We start from the raw sequence: 21,461 nt of genomic DNA, 5'->3' as shown, positions 1-21,461 counted from the left end.
CATGGCAACGATAGTTCTGTCAGCGGTGGGTGCGGCCATCGGAGGAGCAGCGGGCACGGGCACGTTTCTGGGCCTGACCGGTGCCGTGGTCGGGCGGGCCGTGGGGGTGACCCTTGGCCGGGTCATCGACCAACGGCTTCTGGGCTCCGGATCGGACCCGGTCGAGGTGGGCCGGGTCGAGCGGTTTCGCCTGACGGGCGCCAACGAGGGCAGCCCGATTGCGCAGCTGTTCGGGCGGATGCGGCTGGGCGGGCAGGTCATCTGGTCGACGCAGTTTCTGGAAACCATGGCGCCGGGCGTTTCGGGCAGCTTTGCCGTGGCTTACCGTCAGGAGACGGTCGTGTTTTCCGGGCAGGTAAGGTTTCCGGACACGGCCGTTGAGGCGACCCTCTGGGAAGCCGGCGCTGCGGGGTTCGGCGCGTGGATGGGTGTGCGTGACGCAGGCGCGACCTTCCGGTTGCGGGCGGGGGATGGCTCCAGCGCGAAGACCGCGTCTGACACCGGAACCGTGGTTCTGGATCTGTCGACAGATCTGCTGCCGTTTGACGGACAGATCCATGAACTGGTCTGGGAACTTCGCCCGGTCGCGCCGGGACATGTGAAGCTGTGGATCGACGGGCGGCTTGTCGGGATGAGCAGCATTTCGGACGGCTCCGGCATGCTGGGAGGCTATTGGGCGGGCGCGGCCGACACACGCTGGACCGGGCCGATCGACCCGGCCAATGTGACCAAAGGCGAACCCGTCGCGCCGTGGCCGGAAACCGATGCCGGCGAGCTAAGCATCTACGAAGCGGTTTCCGATGGCCTGACCAATGCGCCATGGGTCTATCGCTACAAGGCGATCCGCGAGTGGTGGGCCTCGCCTCATGCCGATCGCAGGGGCGGGTATCAGTTGGCGACGCCAAGCCCGTGGGTTCCGAAATCCAAGCCGATCTGGTTCACCGAGTTCGGCTGCGGGGCGGTCGACAAGGGAAGCAACCAGCCCAACAAGTTTCTCGACCCCAAAAGTTCGGAAACGGCGTTGCCCTACTTCTCCGACGGGCGGCGGGATGATCTGATCCAGGCGCAGTATCTGCGCGCAACGATCGCCTATTGGAGCGACCCGAGCAATAATCCGCTCTCGCCGATCTATGGGGCGCCGATGGTGGATCTCTCAAAGGCGCATGTCTGGGCATGGGATGCGCGGCCTTGGCCCGCATTTCCGAACAAGCGTGATATCTGGAGCGACGGGGAGAATTACGGGCGGGGCCATTGGATCACCGGCCGAGTTTCCGGCCAGCCGCTTGCCATGGTGGTGGCGGAGATCTGCGAAAAGGCGGGGGTGACCGACTACGATGTCTCGGGTCTGTTCGGATTCGTGCGGGGGCATGTCTCTTCCGATATCGAAACGGCGCGGGCGCGGTTGCAGCCCCTGATGCTGGCCTATGGGTTCGGCGCGGTGGAGAGGGATGGAAAGCTGGTTTTCCTGCATCTGCCCTTGCTGCCGGATGGCGGGATTCTGGCCGAGACAACGGCCGTCGATGAGGATGGCGCGGCGGGCCTGCGCCTGACACGGGCGCCGGAGGCGGAGACCGTCGGCAGGGTGCGGCTCGGCTATACGGAGGCGGATGGCGCGTTCGAAACCCGCGTGGCCGAAGCGATATTCCCAGATGATGACGATATCGGCGTGAGCCAGAGCGAGTTGCCTCTGGCGCTGACGCTGGCCGAGGGGCGGGGCATCGCCGAGCGCTGGCTGGCGGAGGCGCGCGTGGCGCGCGATACGGTGAGCTTCGATCTGCCGCCGTCGCGCCGGGATCTGGGTGCCGGTGCGATGATCGCGCTGGAAGATGGCTCCACCTGGCGGATCGACCGGGTAGAGGATATCGGCGCACGGCGGATCGAGGCGGTGCGGGTGGAGCGCAGCCTTGCCGAGCCGTCCGATGCGACCGACGAGGCGGTGCCACAGCAAGCCTTTGTCCCGCCATTGCCGGTCAGCCCCGTGTTCATGGATCTGCCGCTTCTGAGCGGCGAGGAAGTGGAGCATGCGCCCCATCTTGCCGTCGCGGCCAAACCCTGGCCGGGCTCGGTTGCGCTCTATTCCTCAAGCAGTGCGAACGGGTATGCGCTGAACCGCCTGATCGAGGCGGGCGCCATCATTGGCACGCTGGAAACACCGCTCTTCGCGGCGAGCGCAGGTCTTTGGGACCGTGGCGCGCCGTTCAGGGTGCGGATCGCATCCGGCGGCGGCCTGTCGTCGGCTGATCGGGAGGCCGTTTTGAACGGGGCCAATGTCGCCGCGATCGGCGCGGGTGACGAAGGCCCGTGGGAAGTGGTCCAGTTTGCAGATGCCGAACTGGTCGGCGCCGGATTGTGGGAGATTTCCATGCGGCTGCGGGGGCAGGCGGGCAGTGACGGGGTGATGCCCGATGTCTGGCCACCGGGCAGCCTGTTCGTGCTGTTGGATGGACGCCCGCAGCAGATTGATCTGGCCATCTCGGCACGTGGTCTGGCGCGGTACTACCGTGTCGGTCCGGCGCGCCGCGCGCTGGACGATGCAAGCTATCAGGAGCGTGTCCTGGCCTTCGACGGTGTGGGCTTGAGACCCTATGCTCCGGCGCATGTGCGGGCGCGGGCCGGAACCGGCGGGCTGGAGGTGACATGGATACGGCGGACCCGTATCGATGGCGATACCTGGCAGGGAACCGAGGTTCCGCTTGGCGAGGATGCCGAGACCTATCTGGTGCAGGTGCGCGATTCGGGCGGGCTGAAACGCGAGGTGACGGTCAGCCAGCCGGGCTGGATCTATGACGATTCAGCGCGCGGTAGCGATGGTACTGTCGCGCCCTACAGCATTGATGTTGCTCAAATATCCGGGCGGTTCGGCCCGGGCCCCTTCACAAGGATCATGATTGATGACTGATACGCCGCAATTGAACCTGCCTCTTCTCAGCCCGTCGCAGGCGCAGAAACATGTGACCGTGAACGAGGCCCTCAGCCGGCTTGACGGGATGGTGCAGCTGCGCCTGAAGTCGCTGAGCGTGAACGACCCGCCCGCTGTGGCCGAAGAAGGCGATTGCTATGGCGTGCCCTCCAACGGGGTCAACGCATGGGCCGGGCAAGGCGGCCAAATCGCTATTTACCTCAATGGCGGGTGGGATTTCGTCGCTCCGCGGAAAGGTTTCCGCGCCGTGATCCTCGATGACGGCGTTTTGGCCATGCATGACGGTGAGGACTGGCGCGCCGGGGCGGTAACGCTGACCCAGAACGGAGCCGGGATGGCGCTGCGCTCGGATGAGATCGACGTGGCCCTGACCGCGGGCCCGACGGTCACCACGCCCGTGGTCATTCCCGACCGCTCGATTGTCTTCGGTGTGACAGGACTGGTCACCGCCGCGATTGGCGGTGCCACGACCTGGCGGCTGGGCGTTGCGGGCGACGATCTGCGTTATGGTTCCGGTTTGGGCGTCAGCCAGAACTCCTGGGTTTCGGGGCCGACCACGCCGACCGTGTACTGGGCCCCCACGGAATTGCTGATTTCTGCGGAAGGCGCGGATTTCACGGGCGGGACCATCCGGCTTGCAGTCCATTACGCGAGCCTCGCCCTGCCCAACGCCGTTTGATGGCGTCGATCACGGTTTCTGTCTTGGGATGGCCTGCCGATCTGGTATAAAGGGTCGGCAGACTGCCCCGAAGGAGGCCGCCATGGCTGAACGCCGCACCCATATCGCAGAGATCGACCCGGTCTGGTCGCGGATCACCGCCGAGGCGCAACAGGCGGTTCAGGCCGAGCCTTTGCTCGGCGGGCTGGTGCATGGATCGGTCCTGCACCATGCCACGTTGGAGAGGGCGCTGGCCTATCGCGTGGCGCAGAAGCTGACATCTGGCGACATGTCGGAGCAGATCCTGCGCGAGATTGCCGATGAGGCCGTTGCCGCCGATCCGGGGATTGGCGCCGCGGCCCGCGCCGATATCGTCGCGGTTTACGAGCGCGATCCCGCCTGCCATCGCTTCTTGCAGCCGCTTCTGTATTTCAAGGGTTTCCAGGCGATCCAGGCCTATCGGGTCGGCCATTTCCTGTGGCGGCAGGGGCGCAAGGACTTTGCCTATTTCATCCAGATGCGGGTGAGCGAGGTGTTCGGTGTGGATATCCATCCCGCGGCGCGGATCGGGCAGGGGATCATGATCGACCATGCTCATTCCATCGTCATCGGGGAGACGGCGGTGGTGGGCGACAACGTTTCGATGCTGCATTCCGTGACCCTTGGCGGCACCGGCAAGGAAGAAGAGGACCGGCATCCGAAGATCGGGAACGGTGTTCTGATCGGGGCGGGTGCGAAGGTTCTGGGTAATATCCGGGTCGGGGATTGCTCCCGCGTGGCCGCAGGGTCGGTAGTTCTTGAAGATGTCCCAGCCTGCAAGACGGTGGCGGGCGTGCCTGCAAAGATCGTGGGAGAGGCCGGTTGCGACCAACCGTCGATGAAGATGGATCATCTGCTCCCTTGCGGGGGCTCATCCACCTGAAGGACGGTTTCCAGTCAATTGAGAGATAACGGAAAACGGCGCCGCGTGGGGCGCCGTTTCTTTGCGTTCAGCTGGCCGCTCGGGCCTGGCGTTTGCGCTCATGGGGATCAAGGAAGCGTTTGCGGAGGCGGATCGCGTTGGGCGTGACCTCGACCAGCTCGTCGTCGTCGATATAGGCGATGGCCTGTTCCAGAGACATCGTGATTGGCGTCGTAAGACGGACCGCATCGTCGGTGCCGGAGGCGCGGACATTGGTCAGCTTCTTGCCTTTCAGCGGGTTTACTTCCAGATCGTTGTCGCGGCTGTGTTCGCCGATGATCATGCCGGTATAGATGGCTTCCTGCGCGCCGATGAACATCTTGCCCCGCTCTTCGAGGTTCCAGAGCGCATAGGCGACCGATGTGCCGTTTTCCATCGAGATAAGGACACCGGCGCGCCGGCCCGGGATCGGCCCCTTGTAGGGCTCCCACGCGTGGAAGACGCGGTTCAGAACGCCGGTTCCACGGGTATCCGTCAGAAACTCCCCATGATAGCCGATCAGGCCGCGGGACGGCACAAGCGCCACGATCCGCGTCTTGCCCGCACCCGCAGGCTTCATCTCCGACAACTCACCCTTGCGCGGACCTGTCAGTTTTTCGATCACGGCGCCGGTGTATTCGTCATCGACATCGATGGTCACCTCTTCGACAGGCTCCAGTTTCTCACCATTTTCTTCAACGAAAAGAACCTGCGGGCGGGATATCGACAGCTCGAACCCCTCGCGGCGCATGTTTTCTATCAGAACGCCCATCTGCAGTTCGCCACGGCCCGCGACTTCGAAGGCCTCGCCGCCGGGGGTGTCGGTGACGCGGATCGCGACATTCGATTCCGCCTCTTTCATCAGGCGCTCGCGGATCACGCGGGACTGAACCTTCTTGCCGTCCTTGCCGGCCAGCGGACTGTCATTGATGCCGAAAGTGACCGTGATCGTGGGCGGGTCGATGGGCTGTGCCGGGATCGCCTCGGTCACCGAGAGGTCACAGACCGTGTCGGCCACGGTGGCCTTGGACATGCCCGCAATGCTGACGATGTCACCTGCTTCGGCGATGTCGATCGGTTGCTGGCCGAGACCTCGGAACGCCAGAATCTTGGTCGCGCGGAACTGTTCGATCTTCTCGCCGTCGCGGGACAGTGCCTTGACGGTTTCGCCGGCTTTGAGCGTACCGCTTTCGACCCGTCCGGTCAGGATGCGGCCGATAAACGGATCGGAGCCGAGCGTGGTCGCCAGCATGCGAAACGGTTCCTTGTCATGGGCGATCTGTTTCGGGGCGGGCACATGGGACACAACGAGGTCGAAGAGCGCGGTCAGATCTTTCCGCGGACCGTCGAGCGTGTCATCGGCCCACCCGGCGCGACCGGAGGCGTAGAGATGCGGGAAGTCGAGCTGATCGTCATCGGCGCCAAGATTGGCGAAGAGATCGAAACATTCGTCCAGGGCCCGGTCCGGTTCAGCATCGGGCTTGTCGACCTTGTTCAGCACCACGATGGGGCGCAGGCCGAGCGCCAACGCCTTGGACGTCACGAACTTGGTCTGTGGCATCGGCCCTTCGGCCGCATCGACGAGCAACACTACCCCATCCACCATAGACAGGATCCGCTCCACCTCGCCGCCGAAATCGGCATGGCCGGGCGTGTCGACGATATTGATGCGCATGCCCTTCCATTCCAGGCTGGTAGCCTTGGCAAGAATGGTGATGCCGCGTTCGCGTTCCAGGTCATTGCTGTCCATCGCCCGCTCTGCCACGGCCTGATTGTCGCGGAATGCGCCGGACTGCTTCAGCAGTTCGTCCACAAGTGTGGTTTTGCCATGATCGACATGCGCGATGATCGCGATATTGCGGAGGTCCATGAGGGAACGGCCTTGGATAAAAGTGGAGTTGGCAGGGCGTTACAATGCTGCGAGCGCAAAGGCCAGTGGAAAACGCTCAGGCGTAGACCCTTGCGGGATACACCGAAGCGGCAGATTCTGTCCGGATATGATCAGTTCTTGCGGCGGAGCCGGATGACCACATCGACCTTGGCGATCTCGTGCCCCTCGGGCGGGGTCGGCAGGGAGGTGATTTTCAACTGGGAGGCGGGCGCGTCGGTCAGCCTTCCGTCATCTTCCCAGTAGTAATGCGGGTGATCGTCCATCCGTGTGTCGAAATAGGACCGCGATCCGTCGACCGTGACCTCCTGCATCAGGCCCGCGTCGCAGAACGCCTTGAGCGTGTTGTAGACCGTGGCCAGCGAAACCTTGTCGCCGGTGCCCAACACCGCGGCATGCAGCCCCTCAGCCGTCACATGCCGGTCCTGACCGTCCCCCACAAGAAGCGTGGCGAGAGACAGACGCTGCCGCGTGGGCCGCAGATCGGCCTGAGCGAGCCATTTGGTGCCGCGTTCAAGGGCTTCAGGGGTCATAAGCGGGGTCTTTCCTGGCGTTTCAGCCCTTTTATATGGCGTTTGGCCCCCGTTTTTCAAACGGTTTTGCCAACAGTTCCGCGATCTGTGACCAAACGGCCCGCACTTGCCAGCTTTGCCGCCCCAGTGATAGGGACAAGGAAGCAAACGCATCTGAGAATGCTACGTGTAGCGGCAGGCAGGGACATATGGCGGATTTTCCAACGAGCTTTGACAAAGATGCGTTGCTGCAATGCGCGCGGGGCGAGTTGTTCGGGCCGGGCAATGCCCAGTTGCCGGAACCGCCCATGCTGATGATGGACCGGATCACCGACATTTCCGGCGATGGCGGCGAGCACGGCAAGGGCCATGTCAGGGCCGAGTTCGATATCACCCCCGATCTGTGGTTTTTCGAGTGCCATTTCCCCGGTAATCCGATCATGCCCGGTTGTCTGGGGCTGGACGGGTTGTGGCAGCTGACCGGGTTCAATCTCGGCTGGCGGGGGTGGCAGGGGCGCGGCTACGCGCTTGGTGTGGGCGAAGTGAAGCTGACCGGCATGGTCCGGCCCGATCGCAAGATGCTGACGTATTTCGTGGATTTCACCAAGGCAATCCAGACCCGGCGCCTGACCATGGGAGTGGCCGACGGACGGGTGGAGGCTGACGGAGAAGTGATCTATCAGGTCAAGGACATGAAGGTCGCGTTGTCGGAAAGCTGAGTTTGCGAGGGAGGGTGCGTTCATGCGCCGTGTGGTTGTTACAGGTCTGGGAATCGTCTCGCCGATCGGAAACGGGGCCGACGAGGTCACCGCCGCGCTGAAAGCGGGTAAATCCGGCATCGAAGCTTCGCCCGAAATGGCCGAGCACGGGTTCCGCAGCCAGATCGCCGGCACATTGAAAATCGACGTGACCGAGCATGTGGACAAGCGCGCGCTCAGGTTCATGGGGCCGGGCGCGGCCTATGCCCATATCGCAATGACGCAGGCCATCGCCGATGCGGGGCTTGAGGAAAGCACGATCAGCACGCCGCGAACCGGGTTGATCGCGGGCTCCGGCGGGCCGTCGACCAGCGCCATGTTCGCGGCCCATCAGACCGTCCTGAAGACCGAGGCGACCAAGCGGATCGGGCCGTTCGCCGTGCCCAAATGCATGTCGTCGACGATCAGCGCCAATCTGTCCACGGCCTTCAAGATCAAGGGGATCAACTATTCGATCACCTCCGCCTGCTCCACATCGCTGCATTGCATCGGGGCGGCCGCCGAACAGATCATGATGGGCAAGCAGGATGTCATGTTCGCAGGCGGTGCGGAGGAACTGGACTGGACGCTTTCCTGCCTGTTCGACGCGATGGGCGCGATGAGTTCCAAATTCAACGGGACGCCCGAACGCGCCAGCCGGGCATTCGACGCTGATCGCGACGGGTTTGTGATTGGCGGCGGCGGCGCGATCCTTGTGCTGGAAGAACTGGAACATGCGCTGGCGCGCGGCGCCAGGATCTATGCAGAGGTCACCGGATTTGCAGCCACATCCGACGGGCATGACATGGTCGCGCCCTCGGGCGAAGGCGGCGAACGGGCGATGCGGCTGGCGCTGCAGACCCTGCCGGAGGGGCGCAAGATCGATTACATCAACGCGCATGGCACCTCCACGCCGGTGGGCGATGTCGGCGAGGTCGAGGCGGTGCGCCGGGTGTTCGGCCAGGGGAAGACGCCGCCAATTTCCTCCACCAAGTCCATGACGGGCCATGCGCAGGGTGCGGCGGGTGCTTTGGAGGCGACTTTCTGTCTGCTGATGCTGGAGCATGATTTCATCGCCCCGTCGATCAATGTCGAAACCCTCGACCCGGGGCTTGACCCTGCCGAGATCGCTACGGCGCTGGTCGAAAATGCGGGGATCGACACGGTCATGACCAATTCCTTCGGGTTTGGCGGGACCAACGGCTCGATGTTGCTGTCGAAATACAACGGATAAAAAAATGTCGGAATTGATGAGGGGCAAGCGCGGGCTGATCATGGGGGTCGCCAATGAGCGCTCCATCGCCTGGGGCATTGCGCGGGCGATGCATGCGGAGGGGGCGGAACTGGCCTTCTCCTATCAGGGGGAGGCATTCGGCAAACGCGTGGAACCGCTTGCCGCATCGCTTGGCTCGGATCTTCTGATCGACGTGGATGTGACCGATGACGCCTCGATGGATGCCTGTTTCGAACGGCTGAAAAAGGTCTGGGGCAGTATCGACTTCGTGGTCCATGCCATTGCGTTTTCAGATAAATCCGAACTTACGGGGCGTTTCATCAACACCACGCGCGAGAACTTCAAAACCTCGCTGACGATCTCCTGCTATTCGCTGATAGACGTGGCCAGGCGGGCCTCGGCGCTGATGCCCGATGGCGGAACGATCCTGACGCTGACCTATCAGGGATCCAACCGGGTCACGCCGTTCTACAATGTGATGGGTGTGGCCAAGGCGGCGCTGGAATCAGCGGTGCGTTATCTTGCCAACGATCTGGGCCCCGAGGGCATTCGCGTGAACGCGATCAGCCCGGGCCCGATGAAGACGCTGGCCGGGGCCGCGATTGGTGGGGCGCGAAAGACCTTCAAGACGACCGAGGCGAACGCCCCCCTGCGCGCCAACGCAACGCTGGAGGCGATCGGCGGCACGGCGGTTTATCTCGCCTCGGACTACGGAGCCTGTACCACGGGCGAGATCATTGTCGTGGACGGCGGCTATCATGTACTTGGGATGATGCAGCCCGAGAACCTTTAACGCTCTAGCCAAGCGCCACGATATGCACCGCGAAAGTCAGATCCTGACCGGCCAGCGGGTGGTTCGCATCGAGCGTCACCTGGGTATCCGACACCTCGGTGATGGCGGCGACCATGGTTTGCCCCTCGGGCGTCTGTAATTGCAGTTTTGTGCCCGGTTCCAAGGGGATATCGTCGGGAATGGCCTCCCGCGGGACCTGCTGGACGCCATCGGCGATATGCTGACCATAGGCCTGATCGGCGGGGACGGTGACGGTTTTCCTGTCGCCGAGGTTCATGCCCTCGAATGCGGCTTCCAACCCCGGTATGATCTCACCTTCGCCCATGGTGAACTGCAGGGGGTCGCGGCCGTCCGAACTGTCGAACACGGACCCGTCGTCGAGGGTTCCGGTGTAGTGGAACGATACCGAAGTGCCTTGGGTGACCTTTGTCATATGACATCCTTGTTGGGGGGGATTTTTGCGCCGCGATCCGCAGCGCGATGATCCCCCGAACCTAGCCGAATTCCGACCTAAGTAAATATTGCTGTTGAGAATTGTCGGAAGAGGCGGCCTGTGTCACCATGGCGCCACCAAAACAGGAAGGCGATGCCATGCCGGTTACAACCTGTGTATTCGATGCGTATGGGACATTATTTGACGTAAACGCCGCCGCGAGAAATCTGGCGGAGGAAGACGGGCTGGAAGGGTTCGCCGCGGTCTGGCAACAGGTTTCCAGTCATTGGCGTGCCAAGCAGTTGCAATATTCATGGATCCGCACAATCACGCGCGACCATGTGGATTTCTGGCAGATCACGCAGGACGGGCTGGATTGGGCGCTGGATGTGACCGATCAGGCCGATCCGGAACTCAGGGAGCGATTATTGGGCCTTTACTGGACCTTACCAGCTTATCCTGAAGTGCCGGAAACCCTGGCCACGCTGAAAGCCAACGGGATGAAGACGGCGATTTTGTCGAACGGATCGCCCAAGATGCTGGAAGGCGCGGTGGACAGCGCAGGGATCGGTGATTTGCTCGATGCAGTGCTGAGCGTCGAGGAAGAGCGGGTTTTCAAGCCCGATGCGCGGGTCTATGCGCTGGTGGGCCGCCATCTGGATGTCTCCAAGGACGAGGTTTTGTTCGTGTCGTCGAACGGGTGGGATGCCGCCGCGGCGGCCTCCTATGGGTTCCGGGTGCTCTGGGTGAACCGCGCCGGGGAGCCGGTGGACAGGTTATCTGGCAAGCCCGGACAAACCGCCCGGGATCTGCGCTGCGTGCCCGACGTGGCCCGGGCCGATCCCGCATGATCCGATATGCGGTTTCTGACGATGGTCTGCGTCTCGCCTATGAGGACCAGGGGGCGGGTGCGCCGCTAGTGTGCCTGCCCGGGCTGACCCGGAACATGGAGGATTTCGAGCCTGTGGTGGCGGCCTTTTCGGAGCGCGCGCGCATCATACGGATGGATTTCCGTGGTCGCGGGGCATCGGATCACGCCCCCGACCCGATGAGCTACAATGTTCCGCAGGAGGCGCGCGACGTGCTGACCCTGCTGGACCATCTGGGGCTGCACAAGGTGGCCATCCTGGGCACATCGCGCGGCGGGCTGGTGGCGATGATGCTGGCGGCGACCGCCAGGGAGCGGCTTTCCGGCGTTGTGCTGAACGATGTGGGCCCGGTGATCGACCCCGGCGGGCTGGACGCGATCATGGATTACATCGGCCGGCGTCCCGGATTTGCCACGCTGTCCGAAGGTGCCGCGGCCCTGCCTGCAAGCTATGCGCCGGATTTTCAGAATGTCCCGCCCGCCACATGGGCGGACATGGCGCGGCGGATCTGGCGGGAGGAGGAGGACGGACTGCATCTGCGCTATGATCCGCGCCTGCGGGAGGCCGTGGCCCCCGCCTTTGACACGACGCAGCCGGCGCCGGACCTCTGGCCGCTCTTCGATGCGCTGGACGGGTTGCCGCTTGCCCTGATCCGCGGCGCGAACTCCAACCTGCTGTCAAGGCAGACCACCGCCGAGATGCGCCGTAGGCGGCCTGACATGCTGGTGGCCGAGATCCCGGACCGTGGACATGTGCCGTTTCTGGACGAGCCCGGCGCGGTTGCCCTGATCTCCGAATTTCTGGACCGTGTCTCATGAGTGATATCAAAATGATAGAGGCCGCGGCTCACAGGGCGAGGGGCCATGTCCGGCGTACGCCCTTGCTGTCCTCCCCGTTTCTGGACGAGATCGCCGGCCGGCGCGTTCTGGTGAAGGCGGAATGCCTGCAACATACGGGCAGCTTCAAATTCCGCGGTGCGTGGTCAGCCCTGTCCGGTCTGACGCCCGAGCGGCGCGCGGCGGGGGTTCTGGCGTTCTCCTCGGGTAATCACGCCCAAGGCGTCGCGCTGGCGGCAAAGCTTCATGGTGTGCCGGCCACCATCATCATGCCGCAGGATGCGCCGGCGCTGAAGATCGACAACACTCGCGCCTTCGGCGCCGAGGTCGTGCTCTACGACCGCGCCGGGCGTGAAAAGCGCGAGGAGATCGGCGCGCGGCTGCAGGCCGACCGGGGGCTGACCCTGATCCGGCCCTATGACGAACCGCTGGTCATCGCCGGACAGGGCACCTGCGGGCTGGAGATTGCCGAACAGGCGGCGGAACAGGGCGTGACCGAGGCGGAGGTGCTGAGCTGTTGCGGCGGCGGCGGCCTGACGTCGGGCATCGCGCTGGCGCTGGAAGCGCGCGCGCCGCGGATGCGGGTAAGACCGGTCGAGCCAGAGGGGTTCGACGATACCGCGCGCTCGCTCGTCTCGGGCGCCATTGTCCGGAATAGCGGCCCGGAAACAGGGTTTTGCGATGCGATCCTCACACCCTCGCCGGGGGAGATCACCTTTCCGATCATGGCCGCGCGTTGCGGCCCCGGGCTGGTGGTGAGCAATGTCGAGGTGCGCGCGGCGATGCGGCTTGCGGCCGCCCGGCTGAAGCTGGTGATCGAGCCGGGCGGCGCGGTGGCCCTTGCGGCCGCGTTGTTCCATGGCGATGCGCTGGAGGGCGATGCCGTGATCGCCACGGCCTCGGGCGGGAATGTGGATCTGGCGCTTTACAGCGAGGTGTTGTCGGAGGCAGCCTGAGATCGCCTGCGGCCAAGGCCGATGGCGAAGATCGCAAAGGACATCGACATCAGGACCGCCGACAGAAGGAAGGGCGCGCCGGGCAGCACCGGATCCGCGCCGTCGCGGGTGAACCAGAAAAACGCCTGCGTCATCATCAGTGGCGACAGGATCATCGACAGGGCTGCGATGGAGGACAGGACGCCCTGCAATTCGCCCTGCTGGTCCGCGCCCGCCGCCCGCGACATCACCGCCTGCATGGCCGGGGCCACGATCGCGCCGATGGCCGAGATCGGGATCAGCGCCCAGATCATCCAGCCCTGGCTTGCCAGACCGTAGGCGACCAGACAGACCATGTTCAGGATCAGACCCCAGTAGACCGCGCGGACCTCGCCCAGGCGGGGCAGGATGAGACGGATCAGTCCCGCCTGCACCACGGCTATCGCCAGACCGTACAGCGCAAGCGACAGGCCCACCTTGCCGGTGCCCCAGCCAAACGCGGCTTGCGTGTAATAGGCCCAGACCGCGGGATAGACGAAGTTGGAGATCTGGTAGACCAGCATCACGATCAGCAGCAGCCTCACACCCGGCAGGGCGCCCACATGCTGCAACGCGCCAAGCGGATTGGCCCGGCGCCACCGGAGCGGGCGACGCTTTTCCCGCGGCAGGGACTCCGGCAGAACGATATAGCCGAAGACGAAGCTGAGCGCCGCGAGACAGGCCGCGGCGATGAAGGGTGCGCGCGGGTCCAGCCCGCCAAGCAGTCCGCCGAGGATCGGGCCAAGAATGAAGCCGACGCCGAAGCCTGCCGAGATCAGGCCGAAATTCTGCGCCCGTTTATCCGGTTCCGTGATGTCGGCCATATAGGCCAGGGCGGTAGCATGGGTGGCCGCGGCGATGCCCGCGACGATGCGGCCCGCCAGCAGCAGCCAGATCGTGCCTGCCACCGCCATCACCGCATAATCCAGCGCCATGACCGCCATCGAGACCAGCAGGATCGGGCGGCGTCCGAACCGGTCGCTGAGATTGCCGAGGGTGGGCGAAAAGCCGAATTGCATTACCGCATAGGCGGCCGACAGGATCCCGCCCCACAAAGCCGCATTGGCCAGATCGGCACCACGGACCTCGCGGATAAGATCCGGCATCACGGGCAGGATCAGCCCGATGCCGATGGCGTCGAGGGCGACGGTGATCAGAATGAAGATGACAGGCAGGCGGCTGCGCATGGGAAAATCCGGTTCTGCCGCCGCGTCGGACAGCGCGTTTACCTATCGGGCCAGCCGTGGGCTGTCCATCCCCAAGGGGATTTGCTCAGGAAAACCGCTGCTTCGCGGCCTCCACATAGGCGCGCGCCTCGGCGGGGGCGTGGCCAAGCGCGCGTCGCGGATCGCGCGCGGCGGCAAGGTCCAGATCGGGAAAATCGCGGGCCAACAGATTGCCAAGTGGCGTGCCGGATGTCTGAGCTTCGGCACATAACCCTTTGATCCTGTTTTGTGCCTCCGGTCTGGAAATGCGCTCCGCAAGCAGGAAACTGTAGGCTTCCGCATGGATCAGATCCAGCGGATCGGCGATGTTGGAGGCCATGCGCGCGGTATCCGGCGTCAGCGTTTCGGCCAGATCGGCGGCGAGTGCCAAGGCCTTTGCGGCCCCCGCCACCATTGGCGGCAGGCTCAGCCATTCGCCAAGCCATGCCGCGCCGTCCCGTTCCTGCCGGTGCAGCATTGCGCCCTGCATCGCGGTGTTGAGCGCCGCCACATGCCGGGCCAGCGCCACCAGAACCGAGGGGCCGACCGGGTTCTGTTTCTGCGGCATGGTCGAGGAGGCTCCGGCGGAGCCCAGAGAGATTTCCGCAATCTCGGTCTGGGTCAGCAGGACCAGATCCTCGCCCAGCTTTCCGGCCGAGCCCGCGACCAGCGCCAGCCAGCCCGCAAGCTCTGCGATCCGGTCGCGCTGGCTGTGCCAGGACGCGTGCGGCGCGGCCAGGCCAAGCGCCTTTGCCAGCGCGTCGCGAAGGGCGGGCAGGTCGGTGCCGAGGGCCGCGCCCGTGCCAGCCGCCCCGGACAGCGAGATCGTCAGAAGGCGCGGGCGCAGCTGATCGAGGCGATCCAGATGCGCCAGAAACGGATGGCCCCAGCCCGCCGCCACCATTCCGAAGCTGGTGGGCGTCGCCCGCTGGCCATAGGTGCGGCCGGCCATGGGCGTTTCCGCATGCCTCCCGGCATGGCCGGCCAACGCTTTGCAAAGGCGGGATATTTCGCCCTCCATCCGCGCCAGAACCTGACGCAGCCGGAGGATCAGGCCGGTGTCGATGATATCCTGCGACGTGGCCCCCCAATGGACGTATTGAGCCGCTTCCCGGTCACCTATCTCGGCCCGAAAGGCGGCCACCAATGCAGGGACCGGAACGGCGTTCTGGCCCGTGGCGGCAGACAGGGCGGAGGGGTCTATCTGGACCTCCAGACTGGCGCGGTGGATGGCGTCGCCCGCCTCAGCCGGGATGATGCCAAGCGCGCCCTGGGCCTTGGCAAGCGCCCCCTCGACCAGAAGCAGGGCGCGGATCTCGGCGCTGTCGGTGAACAGTTTCGCGGTTTCGCGATCCGTAAACAGATCGTGGTAGAGAGCACTGTCGAAGGGCGAGATGCTCATGATGCGCCCTCAATCACGCCCAGACCGGTCAGGAAATCAACCAGATGGCCGGCGTAGATGTCGGGCTTTTCAACGCAAGGCAGATGGCCCGCCTCGCGGATCAGCTCGTACCGCGCGCCGGGGATGAGCCCGGCCATTTCGCGCACCAGATCTGGCGGGGTGGAGCCGTCTTCGGACCCCGCGATCACCAGCGCGGGCAGGCGCAGCGCCGCCGTGGTGGTGTAGAAATCGGTCCCCGCAATCGCGGCGGAACACCCGGCATAGCCCGCCGCCGGTGTGGTTTCGACCATGCGTTTCCAGGGCAGAACCGCCGCGCTCTCCCGGAAGGTCACGGAAAACCAGCGTTGGAGGATCGTATCCGACATCGCCGTGAGACCTTGGGTTTCCACCATTGCGATCCGCTCATGCCACATCTCGCGCGTTCCGATTTTGGGGGCGGTGTTCGACAGGACCACGGCGCGGATCTGATCGAGCCGTTTGGCGGCCAGCCCCTGCGCGATCATGCCGCCGATGGAGAGGCCCACGAACACGCAATCACGCACTTCCAGCGCGTCGAGAAGCCGCTCCGCATCGCGCACCAATGCACCCATCGAATAGGGCGCGGGAGGGCAGGCCGACAGCCCGTGGCCGCGTTTGTCATAGCGGATGATCCGCAGGCTTTGCGGAAGCCGCGCCACTACATCGTCCCAAAGCCGCAGATCGGTGCCGAGCGAGTTGGCGAAGACCACCGGTGGGCCGTTCGGGTCGCCATCCTGCCGCACATGCAGATGGATATCGCCAAGCTGGATGCTGTTCATGTGATCCTCCCTCAGGGGCTTTGTCTGACAGATCGGCCCGTGCCGCAAGCCGGGCGTGGTGGCGCAAACGGACCTTGCACGCCGCGAATGGGCTTGCGGGCGGGTAAAACCCTTCGCACTCTGCCTTAAAGCGAGAAGGATTTATCGGTGACACTCATCCGCGCGGCCGTCTGCCATGCCTTTGGCGAACCTTTGAAAATCGAGGAGGTCACCCTGCGCGCGCCTGCCGCGGGCGAGGTGGAGGTGACGCTGGAGGCGGTGGCCATCTGCCATTCCGACATCTCCTATATCGACGGCGGATGGGGCGGCGGCCTGCCGGCGGTCTACGGCCATGAAGCGGCCGGGATCGTCACCGGTCTCGGGCCCGGCGTGACCGGTCTGGAGGCTGGCGCGCGGGTGATCGTGACGCTGATCCGCGCCTGCGGCACTTGCGTCGATTGTGCCTCGGGCGCGCCGGTCTATTGCAGTTCCGCCGCGCCGGTGGCGCCAAGCCTGACGGGCGCGGACGGGCGCGCGCTGGTCAAGGGCCTGAAATGCGCGGCCTTCGCGGAAAAGGTGGTGGTCGACCAGAGCCAGGTCGTTGGCGTGGGCGACCTGGCGCCGGAGGCGGCGTGCCTTCTGGCCTGCGGAGTGCCGACGGGCGTCGGTGCGGCGGTCAACACCGCCGGTATCCGGCCGGGGCAGAACGTGGTGGTGATCGGCGCGGGAGGTGTAGGCCTGAACGCGATCCAGGGGGCCCGGATCGCAGGCGCGGCACGGATCATCGCGATGGATCTGGAGCCGTCGAAACTGGAGGATGCCAGGGCATTCGGAGCCACCGACGGAATGCTGGCAAGCGAGCCGAAGCCGTTGAAAGCGATCCGGGCGTTGACCGGCGGTCGCGGCGCCGATCATGTGCTGGTCTCCGTCGGTGCGATCCCGGCCTATGATCTGGCGATGCGGCTTCTGGCGCCGAAAGGCACGGTCTATGCGGTCGGTATGCCGCATTCGGGCGACACGGCCAGCTATGAGCCGGTGATCATTGCCGCGACTGGGCAGGGTATGCGCGGCTCGCTGATGGGCGAGATTGTCCCGCAACGCGATATTCCCTGGATGGTCGAGCTTTACGGGCAGGGCCGTCTGAAGCTTGATGAACTGGTGACCGGGCGGTGGACGCTGGACCAGATCAACGAGGCGATCGCCGATACCAGAAGTGGTAAGGCGCGGCGCAATGTCATCGTGTTTCGGGGCGTCTCCCCGGGCGGTACCGGTCCCGCGGGGATTGCGGGAGATCAGGCGTTGCCGGGGTGACGGACGCGCGCCCGCTCCGGATAGCAAGGCTGCGCCCCGGGGTCCGCCGATAGCTGCATCGGGTCATCTGGACCCGTTCGGCGAAACGTGATCTGGTCGGTTCTCCGGCCCCCGGAAAAAGGAGAGCCCGCCATGAAACTCGCCGATCTTGAGGTGTTTGTCATCGCGCCGCCGCCGCCGGGCTGGGGCGGGCGTTACTGGCTGATCGTCCGGGTCACCACCAGCTGCGGGATCACCGGATTGGGGGAGGTCTATGCCGCGGCTGTCGGGCCGGAGGCGATGCGCGCGGTCATCGGCGACGTGTTTGCGCGGCATATGGAGGGCGAAAGCCCCGAGAGTATCGAGAAGATGTTCCGCCGGGTCTATTCGAGCGGGTTCACGCAGAGGCCCGATCCGACCGTGATCGGCGCATTTTCCGGACTGGAAATGGCCTGCTGGGACATTCTGGGCAAGGCGCGGGATCGGCCGGTCTGGGCACTGATCGGAGGGCGGATGAACGATCGTCTGCGCGCCTATTCCTATCTGTACCCGATGGACCACCACGATCCTCGCGCTTTCTGGACCAGCCCCGATATGGCGGCCGAGGCTGCCGCGGCCCTGGCCGATGACGGCTGGACTGCGGTGAAATTCGACCCCGCCGGCCCCTACACGATGCGCGGCGGACATATGCCCGCGCTGTCCGATATCGCCCGATCCGTCGCCCATTGCGCGGCGATCCGGGAGGCGGTTGGGGGGCGGGCCGATCTGCTTTTCGGCACCCACGGGCAGTTTTCGACCGCAGGCGCGATCCGGCTGGCGCGCGCGTTGGCGCCCTATGACCCGCTCTGGTACGAAGAGCCGGTTCCCCCCGACAACATGGCAGCCATGGCAGAGGTCGTGGCGGCCAGCGCGATCCCGGTCGCGACCGGCGAACGGCTTTGCACCAAGGCGGAGTTTGCCCCGGTTCTGCGCGCAGGGGTGCGCATCCTGCAGCCGGCCCTTGGCCGGGCTGGCGGCATCTGGGAGGTCAAGAAGATCGCCGCGATGGCCGAAAGCCACAATGCGCAGATGGCGCCGCATCTTTACGCCGGGCCCGTGGAATGGGCCGCGAATGTGCATTTCGGCATCAGCACGCCCAACCTGCTGATGGTCGAGGCGATCGAGACGCCCTTTCATGACGCTCTGGTATCGGGGCGGCCACGGGTCACGGACGGCTTTGTCGAGGCGCCTGCCGCGCCCGGTCTGGGCATCGCGCTGGAGGACGCCGTGGCGGCGGCGCATGCCTATACCGGCGACCGTCTTCATCTGGAGATGCGCGACGCGCCCTGCGACTGGCAGGGCGGCAATGCCTTCGCGGGCGGGGCGGAGGATTAGCGCGTCTTTTCGTGCTGGTAGCGCAGCCTCGCCACCTCTTCGTTCTTCTCGGCCCGCTGCTGATTCTTCAGGTCTTCTTCCACATAGTTCATATGGGTGATGATCGCCGCGCGGGCGGCCTCGGGATCGCGGGCCTGAATCGCGTCGTTGATGATGCGGTGGTGTTCCAGAAGCAGGTCGCGGGTTGTGCGCTGCTTGAACATGATCTGGCGGTTGTAGAAGACACCTTCGCGCAGCAGGTCGAACATCGACCGCATCATGTGCAGCATGATCACATTGTGGCTGGCCTCGATGATGGCCAGGTGAAACTCCGCGTCCAGTTCCGCCTCGTCCGAGGGGTTCCGCTTGGAATGAGCGGCCTCCATCTTATGGTAAAGCGTGTCGATGACCTTCAGATCGGTGTCCGATCCATGCACGGCCGCGCGGGCGGCGGCCAGCCCTTCGAGATCCCGGCGGAAGGACACATAGTCGAACACCGCCTCGTCATGGGCGGCGAACAGCCGGATCAGGGCCTCGGAAAAGGCGCTGCCCAGCACATCGGCAACATAGATGCCGGCGCCCGCCCGTGTGGCGAGCAGGCCGCGGGTCTGCAATTCGGCGATGGCTTCGCGGAGTGACGGCCGCGACACGCCCAGGCGTTCGCTCAACTCCCGCTCGGACGGGAGCCGCTCGCCCGGCCGAAGAATGCCGCGCAGGATCAACTCTTCGATCTGTCGCACAACGGAGTGGGACAGTTTTTCCGCCTCTATGCGCTGAAACGGCACGACCGGGCCCTCCCTCCCAATTGGTCAAAACATATGACCAGCACGGGCGGGTTGTCTAGGCTTGTGATGGGGAATGCTGCGCGGCCGGGCGGCTCCGGGCCATCTGGCCGAAACATCGCGGGGCGCGAACCCGGCCCGTTCGGGGGCCGGGTTCGGATTTTTGAACCGGCGGAAGCGTCAGTTCATCGGGCGGATGACGATTTCCACCCGGCGGTTTTGCTGGCGGCCCGCCGCAGTGGCGTTGGTGGCGATCGGTGCGGTTTCGCCCCGGCCATAGCTGCGGACGCGCGCGGGGCTGACGCCTTCCTCCAGAATCACGCCGGCGACCGCATTGGCGCGGCGCGTGGACAGATCCTGATTGTAGGCGGCCGACCCGGTGTCGTCCGTATGGCCGATCACATCCACCGTGGTGTTGGGGTACTGCTGCAGGTTGCGCGCAAGGGCGCGGATATCGTTTTGCAGGCCGGGGCGGATGGCGGCGCTGTCCACGGCGAACAGGATGCCCTCGGGCATAGTCACCACCAGCTCTTCGCCGGTGTTGTTGATCGAAATCTGGTCATTGGCCATCGACGATCGCAGGTCGCGCGCCTGACGGTCCAGCATCTGGCCGATGCCCGCGCCGGCAAGCGCGCCGACGGCCGCCCCTGCTGCGGCGCCCATGCCCCGGTCGCTGTCATTGGCCTGCGCCCCGATCGCAGCCCCCAGGATACCGCCGATGATCGCACCGTCCCGGGTGCGGTTCGCGTTCGGATCGGTGTTGGTCGGCACGCAGGCGGTGAGGCCCAATGCGGCGATGGCGGTTACGGCGATGCCGGTTTTACGAATGGTCATGTAGCTGCCCTTTTCCCATGTCTTCTGGCCCGGTATCTGTCACGGGCCTCCCTGGCTATCTGCAATAGCAGGGCCTTGTTATTCAATAACACCGGAAAAAGCGACGGCGGAAAGCCGCCGGTTCGGAGGGGCCGCCCGGTCAGGCGGAGTTGCGGGCGTCCTCTGCGGCGGTTTCCCAGGCGAGCATGGCGCGTTTGACCGGCAGCCCCCAGTGATAGCCCGCCAGCGCACCCGATTTCCTGATCGCGCGGTGGCAGGGGATCAGCCAGCTGATCGGATTGCGCCCCGCGGCGGTGCCGACGGCGCGCACCGCGCGGGGGTTTCCGACCGCCCCGGCGATCTCGGAATAGGTGGTGACCTGCCCGGAGGGGATCGACAGGAGCGCCTCCCACACCTTGATCTGGAAGGGCGCGCCGATCAGGTGCAGGCGTGTCTCACCGGTCCGACCAAAGGCGGCGGTGACCCAGGGGGCCAGCGCGACCATGTCTTCAACGTAGTCCGCATTGGGCCAGCGCCCCGACATGTCGGCAAAGGCGGCCTCGCGCCCGACTTCGGAGGCAAAGGCCATTCCGCAGAGGCCCCGCTCGGTCCCCATGGCGAGAGCGTCGCCGAACGGGCTGTCGAACCAGCCGTAGCGGATTGTCAGGCCCGCGCCGCCACGGGCGTAGTCGCCGGGGCTCATCGCTTCCCAACGCAGGAAAAGATCATGCAGGCGGCCGCCGCCGGAAAGGCCGGTTTCGGCCACGGTATCCAGCACCGTGAACCGGTCGGCCAGCAGGCGCTTGGCATGATCCAGCATCAGGTATTGCTGATAGCGTTTGGGGGATACGCCGACCCATCTGGAAAACACGCGTTGCAGATGGGCGGGGCTCATCTTGAGCGCGCGCGCCAGATCCTCCAGCGAGGGGCCGGGCGCGGGTGCTGCATCGATGATGTCGATCGCGCGGCGTACCACGTTGAAGTGATAGGCGGTGTCGGCTTCCGGTTGGGTCATCTCATTCATCTTACGCTCCATCCTTTGGTCA

The 21,461-nt window shown here is 65.0% G+C and carries 20 protein-coding genes and 1 pseudogene; 12 read left to right on the top strand and 9 right to left on the bottom strand.

Annotation, left to right across the window (positions count from 1 at the left end; all coding sequences use genetic code 11):
* Nucleotide 1: 1 nt before the first annotated feature.
* From D9R08_RS19675 to cysE, 4 genes and pseudogenes are all read left to right on the top strand, one after another.
* Nucleotides 2–307: pseudogene (locus tag D9R08_RS19675) on the top strand (hypothetical protein); the annotation flags it as partial.
* A complete protein-coding gene (locus D9R08_RS11865; protein ID WP_325048890.1) occupies nucleotides 287–2,899 on the top strand; it encodes a baseplate multidomain protein megatron in 2,613 nt (870 codons plus the stop codon). The pseudogene D9R08_RS19675 and the gene D9R08_RS11865, both read left to right, overlap by 21 nt.
* Nucleotides 2,892–3,599, top strand: coding sequence for a DUF2793 domain-containing protein (locus D9R08_RS11860; RefSeq protein ID WP_121898247.1), 708 nt, complete (start codon nucleotides 2,892–2,894; stop codon nucleotides 3,597–3,599). Before D9R08_RS11865 ends, D9R08_RS11860 begins: the two co-directional genes overlap by 8 nt.
* An 82-nt stretch (nucleotides 3,600–3,681) precedes the next feature.
* Nucleotides 3,682–4,500 carry a serine O-acetyltransferase gene (gene cysE / locus D9R08_RS11855; RefSeq protein ID WP_121898325.1) on the top strand — a complete coding sequence of 273 codons (819 nt, stop codon included), beginning with the start codon at nucleotides 3,682–3,684 and terminating at the stop codon, nucleotides 4,498–4,500.
* A 67-nt stretch (nucleotides 4,501–4,567) separates the two neighbouring features.
* Here the strand turns inward: cysE and typA are convergent, their stop codons facing one another.
* Both typA and irrA read right to left on the bottom strand, forming a co-directional pair.
* Nucleotides 4,568–6,388: a translational GTPase TypA gene (gene typA, locus D9R08_RS11850; RefSeq protein WP_121898246.1), complete on the bottom strand. Its 1,821-nt coding sequence runs from the start codon at nucleotides 6,386–6,388 to the stop codon at nucleotides 4,568–4,570.
* 131 nt (nucleotides 6,389–6,519) lie between these two features.
* Nucleotides 6,520–6,939: an iron response transcriptional regulator IrrA gene (gene irrA / locus D9R08_RS11845; protein WP_121898245.1), complete on the bottom strand. Its 420-nt coding sequence runs from the start codon at nucleotides 6,937–6,939 to the stop codon at nucleotides 6,520–6,522.
* A gap of 188 nt (nucleotides 6,940–7,127) precedes the next feature.
* Here irrA and fabA point away from each other — a divergent pair, with 188 nt between their 5' ends.
* The 3 genes from fabA to D9R08_RS11830 are packed head-to-tail and all read left to right on the top strand — an operon-like array spanning nucleotide 7,128 to nucleotide 9,682.
* Nucleotides 7,128–7,637, top strand: a complete 510-nt coding sequence (gene fabA / locus D9R08_RS11840; RefSeq protein ID WP_121898244.1) for a bifunctional 3-hydroxydecanoyl-ACP dehydratase/trans-2-decenoyl-ACP isomerase — start codon at nucleotides 7,128–7,130, stop codon at nucleotides 7,635–7,637.
* A gap of 22 nt (nucleotides 7,638–7,659) precedes the next feature.
* Nucleotides 7,660–8,889: a beta-ketoacyl-ACP synthase I gene (fabB, locus tag D9R08_RS11835; RefSeq protein ID WP_121898243.1), complete on the top strand. Its 1,230-nt coding sequence runs from the start codon at nucleotides 7,660–7,662 to the stop codon at nucleotides 8,887–8,889.
* Between the two features lie 4 nt (nucleotides 8,890–8,893).
* Nucleotides 8,894–9,682, top strand: a complete 789-nt coding sequence (locus tag D9R08_RS11830) for an enoyl-ACP reductase FabI (RefSeq protein ID WP_121898242.1) — start codon at nucleotides 8,894–8,896, stop codon at nucleotides 9,680–9,682.
* A 4-nt stretch (nucleotides 9,683–9,686) separates the two neighbouring features.
* Here D9R08_RS11830 and D9R08_RS11825 read toward each other — a convergent pair whose 3' ends face one another.
* Nucleotides 9,687–10,115, bottom strand: a complete 429-nt coding sequence (locus tag D9R08_RS11825; RefSeq protein WP_121898241.1) for an FKBP-type peptidyl-prolyl cis-trans isomerase — start codon at nucleotides 10,113–10,115, stop codon at nucleotides 9,687–9,689.
* Between the two features lie 158 nt (nucleotides 10,116–10,273).
* Here D9R08_RS11825 and D9R08_RS11820 point away from each other — a divergent pair, with 158 nt between their 5' ends.
* Genes D9R08_RS11820 through D9R08_RS11810 form a run of 3 tightly spaced genes read left to right on the top strand, consistent with a single transcriptional unit; the run spans nucleotide 10,274 to nucleotide 12,776 of the window.
* Entirely contained in the window at nucleotides 10,274–10,966 is a 693-nt protein-coding gene (locus D9R08_RS11820) for a haloacid dehalogenase type II (RefSeq protein ID WP_121898324.1), read from the top strand.
* On the top strand, nucleotides 10,963–11,802 hold the full coding sequence (locus D9R08_RS11815; protein ID WP_325048888.1) for an alpha/beta fold hydrolase: 840 nt from the start codon (nucleotides 10,963–10,965) through the stop codon (nucleotides 11,800–11,802). Before D9R08_RS11820 ends, D9R08_RS11815 begins: the two co-directional genes overlap by 4 nt.
* The gene (locus D9R08_RS11810; protein ID WP_121898240.1) at nucleotides 11,799–12,776 is read left to right on the top strand and encodes a threonine ammonia-lyase; all 978 of its coding nucleotides are present in this window, start codon (nucleotides 11,799–11,801) and stop codon (nucleotides 12,774–12,776) included. Before D9R08_RS11815 ends, D9R08_RS11810 begins: the two co-directional genes overlap by 4 nt.
* On the opposite strand, the gene D9R08_RS11805 is transcribed toward D9R08_RS11810, so the two are convergent.
* From D9R08_RS11805 to pcaD, 3 genes are all read right to left on the bottom strand, one after another.
* Complete coding sequence (locus D9R08_RS11805) at nucleotides 12,746–13,981, bottom strand: TCR/Tet family MFS transporter (protein ID WP_121898239.1); 1,236 nt, start codon at nucleotides 13,979–13,981, stop codon at nucleotides 12,746–12,748. The genes D9R08_RS11810 and D9R08_RS11805 overlap by 31 nt on opposite strands.
* 85 nt (nucleotides 13,982–14,066) lie before the next feature.
* On the bottom strand, nucleotides 14,067–15,401 hold the full coding sequence (locus D9R08_RS11800) for a lyase family protein (RefSeq protein ID WP_121898238.1): 1,335 nt from the start codon (nucleotides 15,399–15,401) through the stop codon (nucleotides 14,067–14,069).
* Complete coding sequence (gene pcaD, locus D9R08_RS11795; RefSeq protein WP_121898237.1) at nucleotides 15,398–16,198, bottom strand: 3-oxoadipate enol-lactonase; 801 nt, start codon at nucleotides 16,196–16,198, stop codon at nucleotides 15,398–15,400. Before pcaD ends, D9R08_RS11800 begins: the two co-directional genes overlap by 4 nt.
* A 147-nt stretch (nucleotides 16,199–16,345) precedes the next feature.
* Between pcaD and D9R08_RS11790 the strand changes: the two genes are divergently transcribed.
* Together D9R08_RS11790 and D9R08_RS11785 are read left to right on the top strand one after the other, a co-directional pair.
* Nucleotides 16,346–17,488: a zinc-binding dehydrogenase gene (locus tag D9R08_RS11790; protein WP_121898236.1), complete on the top strand. Its 1,143-nt coding sequence runs from the start codon at nucleotides 16,346–16,348 to the stop codon at nucleotides 17,486–17,488.
* 132 nt (nucleotides 17,489–17,620) lie between these two features.
* On the top strand, nucleotides 17,621–18,841 hold the full coding sequence (locus tag D9R08_RS11785; RefSeq protein ID WP_121898235.1) for a mandelate racemase/muconate lactonizing enzyme family protein: 1,221 nt from the start codon (nucleotides 17,621–17,623) through the stop codon (nucleotides 18,839–18,841).
* On the opposite strand, the gene D9R08_RS11780 is transcribed toward D9R08_RS11785, so the two are convergent.
* From D9R08_RS11780 to D9R08_RS11770, 3 genes are all read right to left on the bottom strand, one after another.
* A complete protein-coding gene (locus D9R08_RS11780) occupies nucleotides 18,838–19,605 on the bottom strand; it encodes a FadR/GntR family transcriptional regulator (RefSeq protein WP_121898234.1) in 768 nt (255 codons plus the stop codon). The genes D9R08_RS11785 and D9R08_RS11780 overlap by 4 nt on opposite strands.
* A 177-nt stretch (nucleotides 19,606–19,782) precedes the next feature.
* Nucleotides 19,783–20,436, bottom strand: a complete 654-nt coding sequence (locus D9R08_RS11775; RefSeq protein WP_121898233.1) for an OmpA family protein — start codon at nucleotides 20,434–20,436, stop codon at nucleotides 19,783–19,785.
* Nucleotides 20,437–20,575: 139 nt separating this feature from the next.
* Nucleotides 20,576–21,430, bottom strand: a complete 855-nt coding sequence (locus D9R08_RS11770; protein ID WP_407690609.1) for a methylated-DNA--[protein]-cysteine S-methyltransferase — start codon at nucleotides 21,428–21,430, stop codon at nucleotides 20,576–20,578.
* Nucleotides 21,431–21,461 lie beyond the last annotated feature (31 nt).

Source organism: Rhodophyticola porphyridii (assembly GCF_003688285.1).
GTDB lineage: Bacteria > Pseudomonadota > Alphaproteobacteria > Rhodobacterales > Rhodobacteraceae > Rhodophyticola > Rhodophyticola porphyridii.
This window is presented reverse-complemented; position numbering and strand designations above follow the sequence as displayed.

Bases quoted from the DNA above. Each gene is read 5' to 3' on its own strand.
- D9R08_RS11865 (WP_325048890.1), top strand. From the start codon at position 287: ATGGCGCCGGGCGTTTCGGGCAGCTTTGCCGTGGCTTACCGTCAGGAG.
- D9R08_RS11860 (WP_121898247.1), top strand. From the start codon at position 2,892: ATGACTGATACGCCGCAATTGAACCTGCCTCTTCTCAGCCCGTCGCAG.
- cysE (WP_121898325.1), top strand. From the start codon at position 3,682: ATGGCTGAACGCCGCACCCATATCGCAGAGATCGACCCGGTCTGGTCG.
- typA (WP_121898246.1), bottom strand. From the start codon at position 6,388: ATGGACCTCCGCAATATCGCGATCATCGCGCATGTCGATCATGGCAAA.
- irrA (WP_121898245.1), bottom strand. From the start codon at position 6,939: ATGACCCCTGAAGCCCTTGAACGCGGCACCAAATGGCTCGCTCAGGCC.
- fabA (WP_121898244.1), top strand. From the start codon at position 7,128: ATGGCGGATTTTCCAACGAGCTTTGACAAAGATGCGTTGCTGCAATGC.
- fabB (WP_121898243.1), top strand. From the start codon at position 7,660: ATGCGCCGTGTGGTTGTTACAGGTCTGGGAATCGTCTCGCCGATCGGA.
- D9R08_RS11830 (WP_121898242.1), top strand. From the start codon at position 8,894: ATGTCGGAATTGATGAGGGGCAAGCGCGGGCTGATCATGGGGGTCGCC.
- D9R08_RS11825 (WP_121898241.1), bottom strand. From the start codon at position 10,115: ATGACAAAGGTCACCCAAGGCACTTCGGTATCGTTCCACTACACCGGA.
- D9R08_RS11820 (WP_121898324.1), top strand. From the start codon at position 10,274: ATGCCGGTTACAACCTGTGTATTCGATGCGTATGGGACATTATTTGAC.
- D9R08_RS11815 (WP_325048888.1), top strand. From the start codon at position 10,963: ATGATCCGATATGCGGTTTCTGACGATGGTCTGCGTCTCGCCTATGAG.
- D9R08_RS11810 (WP_121898240.1), top strand. From the start codon at position 11,799: ATGAGTGATATCAAAATGATAGAGGCCGCGGCTCACAGGGCGAGGGGC.
- D9R08_RS11805 (WP_121898239.1), bottom strand. From the start codon at position 13,981: ATGCGCAGCCGCCTGCCTGTCATCTTCATTCTGATCACCGTCGCCCTC.
- D9R08_RS11800 (WP_121898238.1), bottom strand. From the start codon at position 15,401: ATGAGCATCTCGCCCTTCGACAGTGCTCTCTACCACGATCTGTTTACG.
- pcaD (WP_121898237.1), bottom strand. From the start codon at position 16,198: ATGAACAGCATCCAGCTTGGCGATATCCATCTGCATGTGCGGCAGGAT.
- D9R08_RS11785 (WP_121898235.1), top strand. From the start codon at position 17,621: ATGAAACTCGCCGATCTTGAGGTGTTTGTCATCGCGCCGCCGCCGCCG.
- D9R08_RS11775 (WP_121898233.1), bottom strand. From the start codon at position 20,436: ATGACCATTCGTAAAACCGGCATCGCCGTAACCGCCATCGCCGCATTG.
- D9R08_RS11770 (WP_407690609.1), bottom strand. From the start codon at position 21,430: ATGACCCAACCGGAAGCCGACACCGCCTATCACTTCAACGTGGTACGC.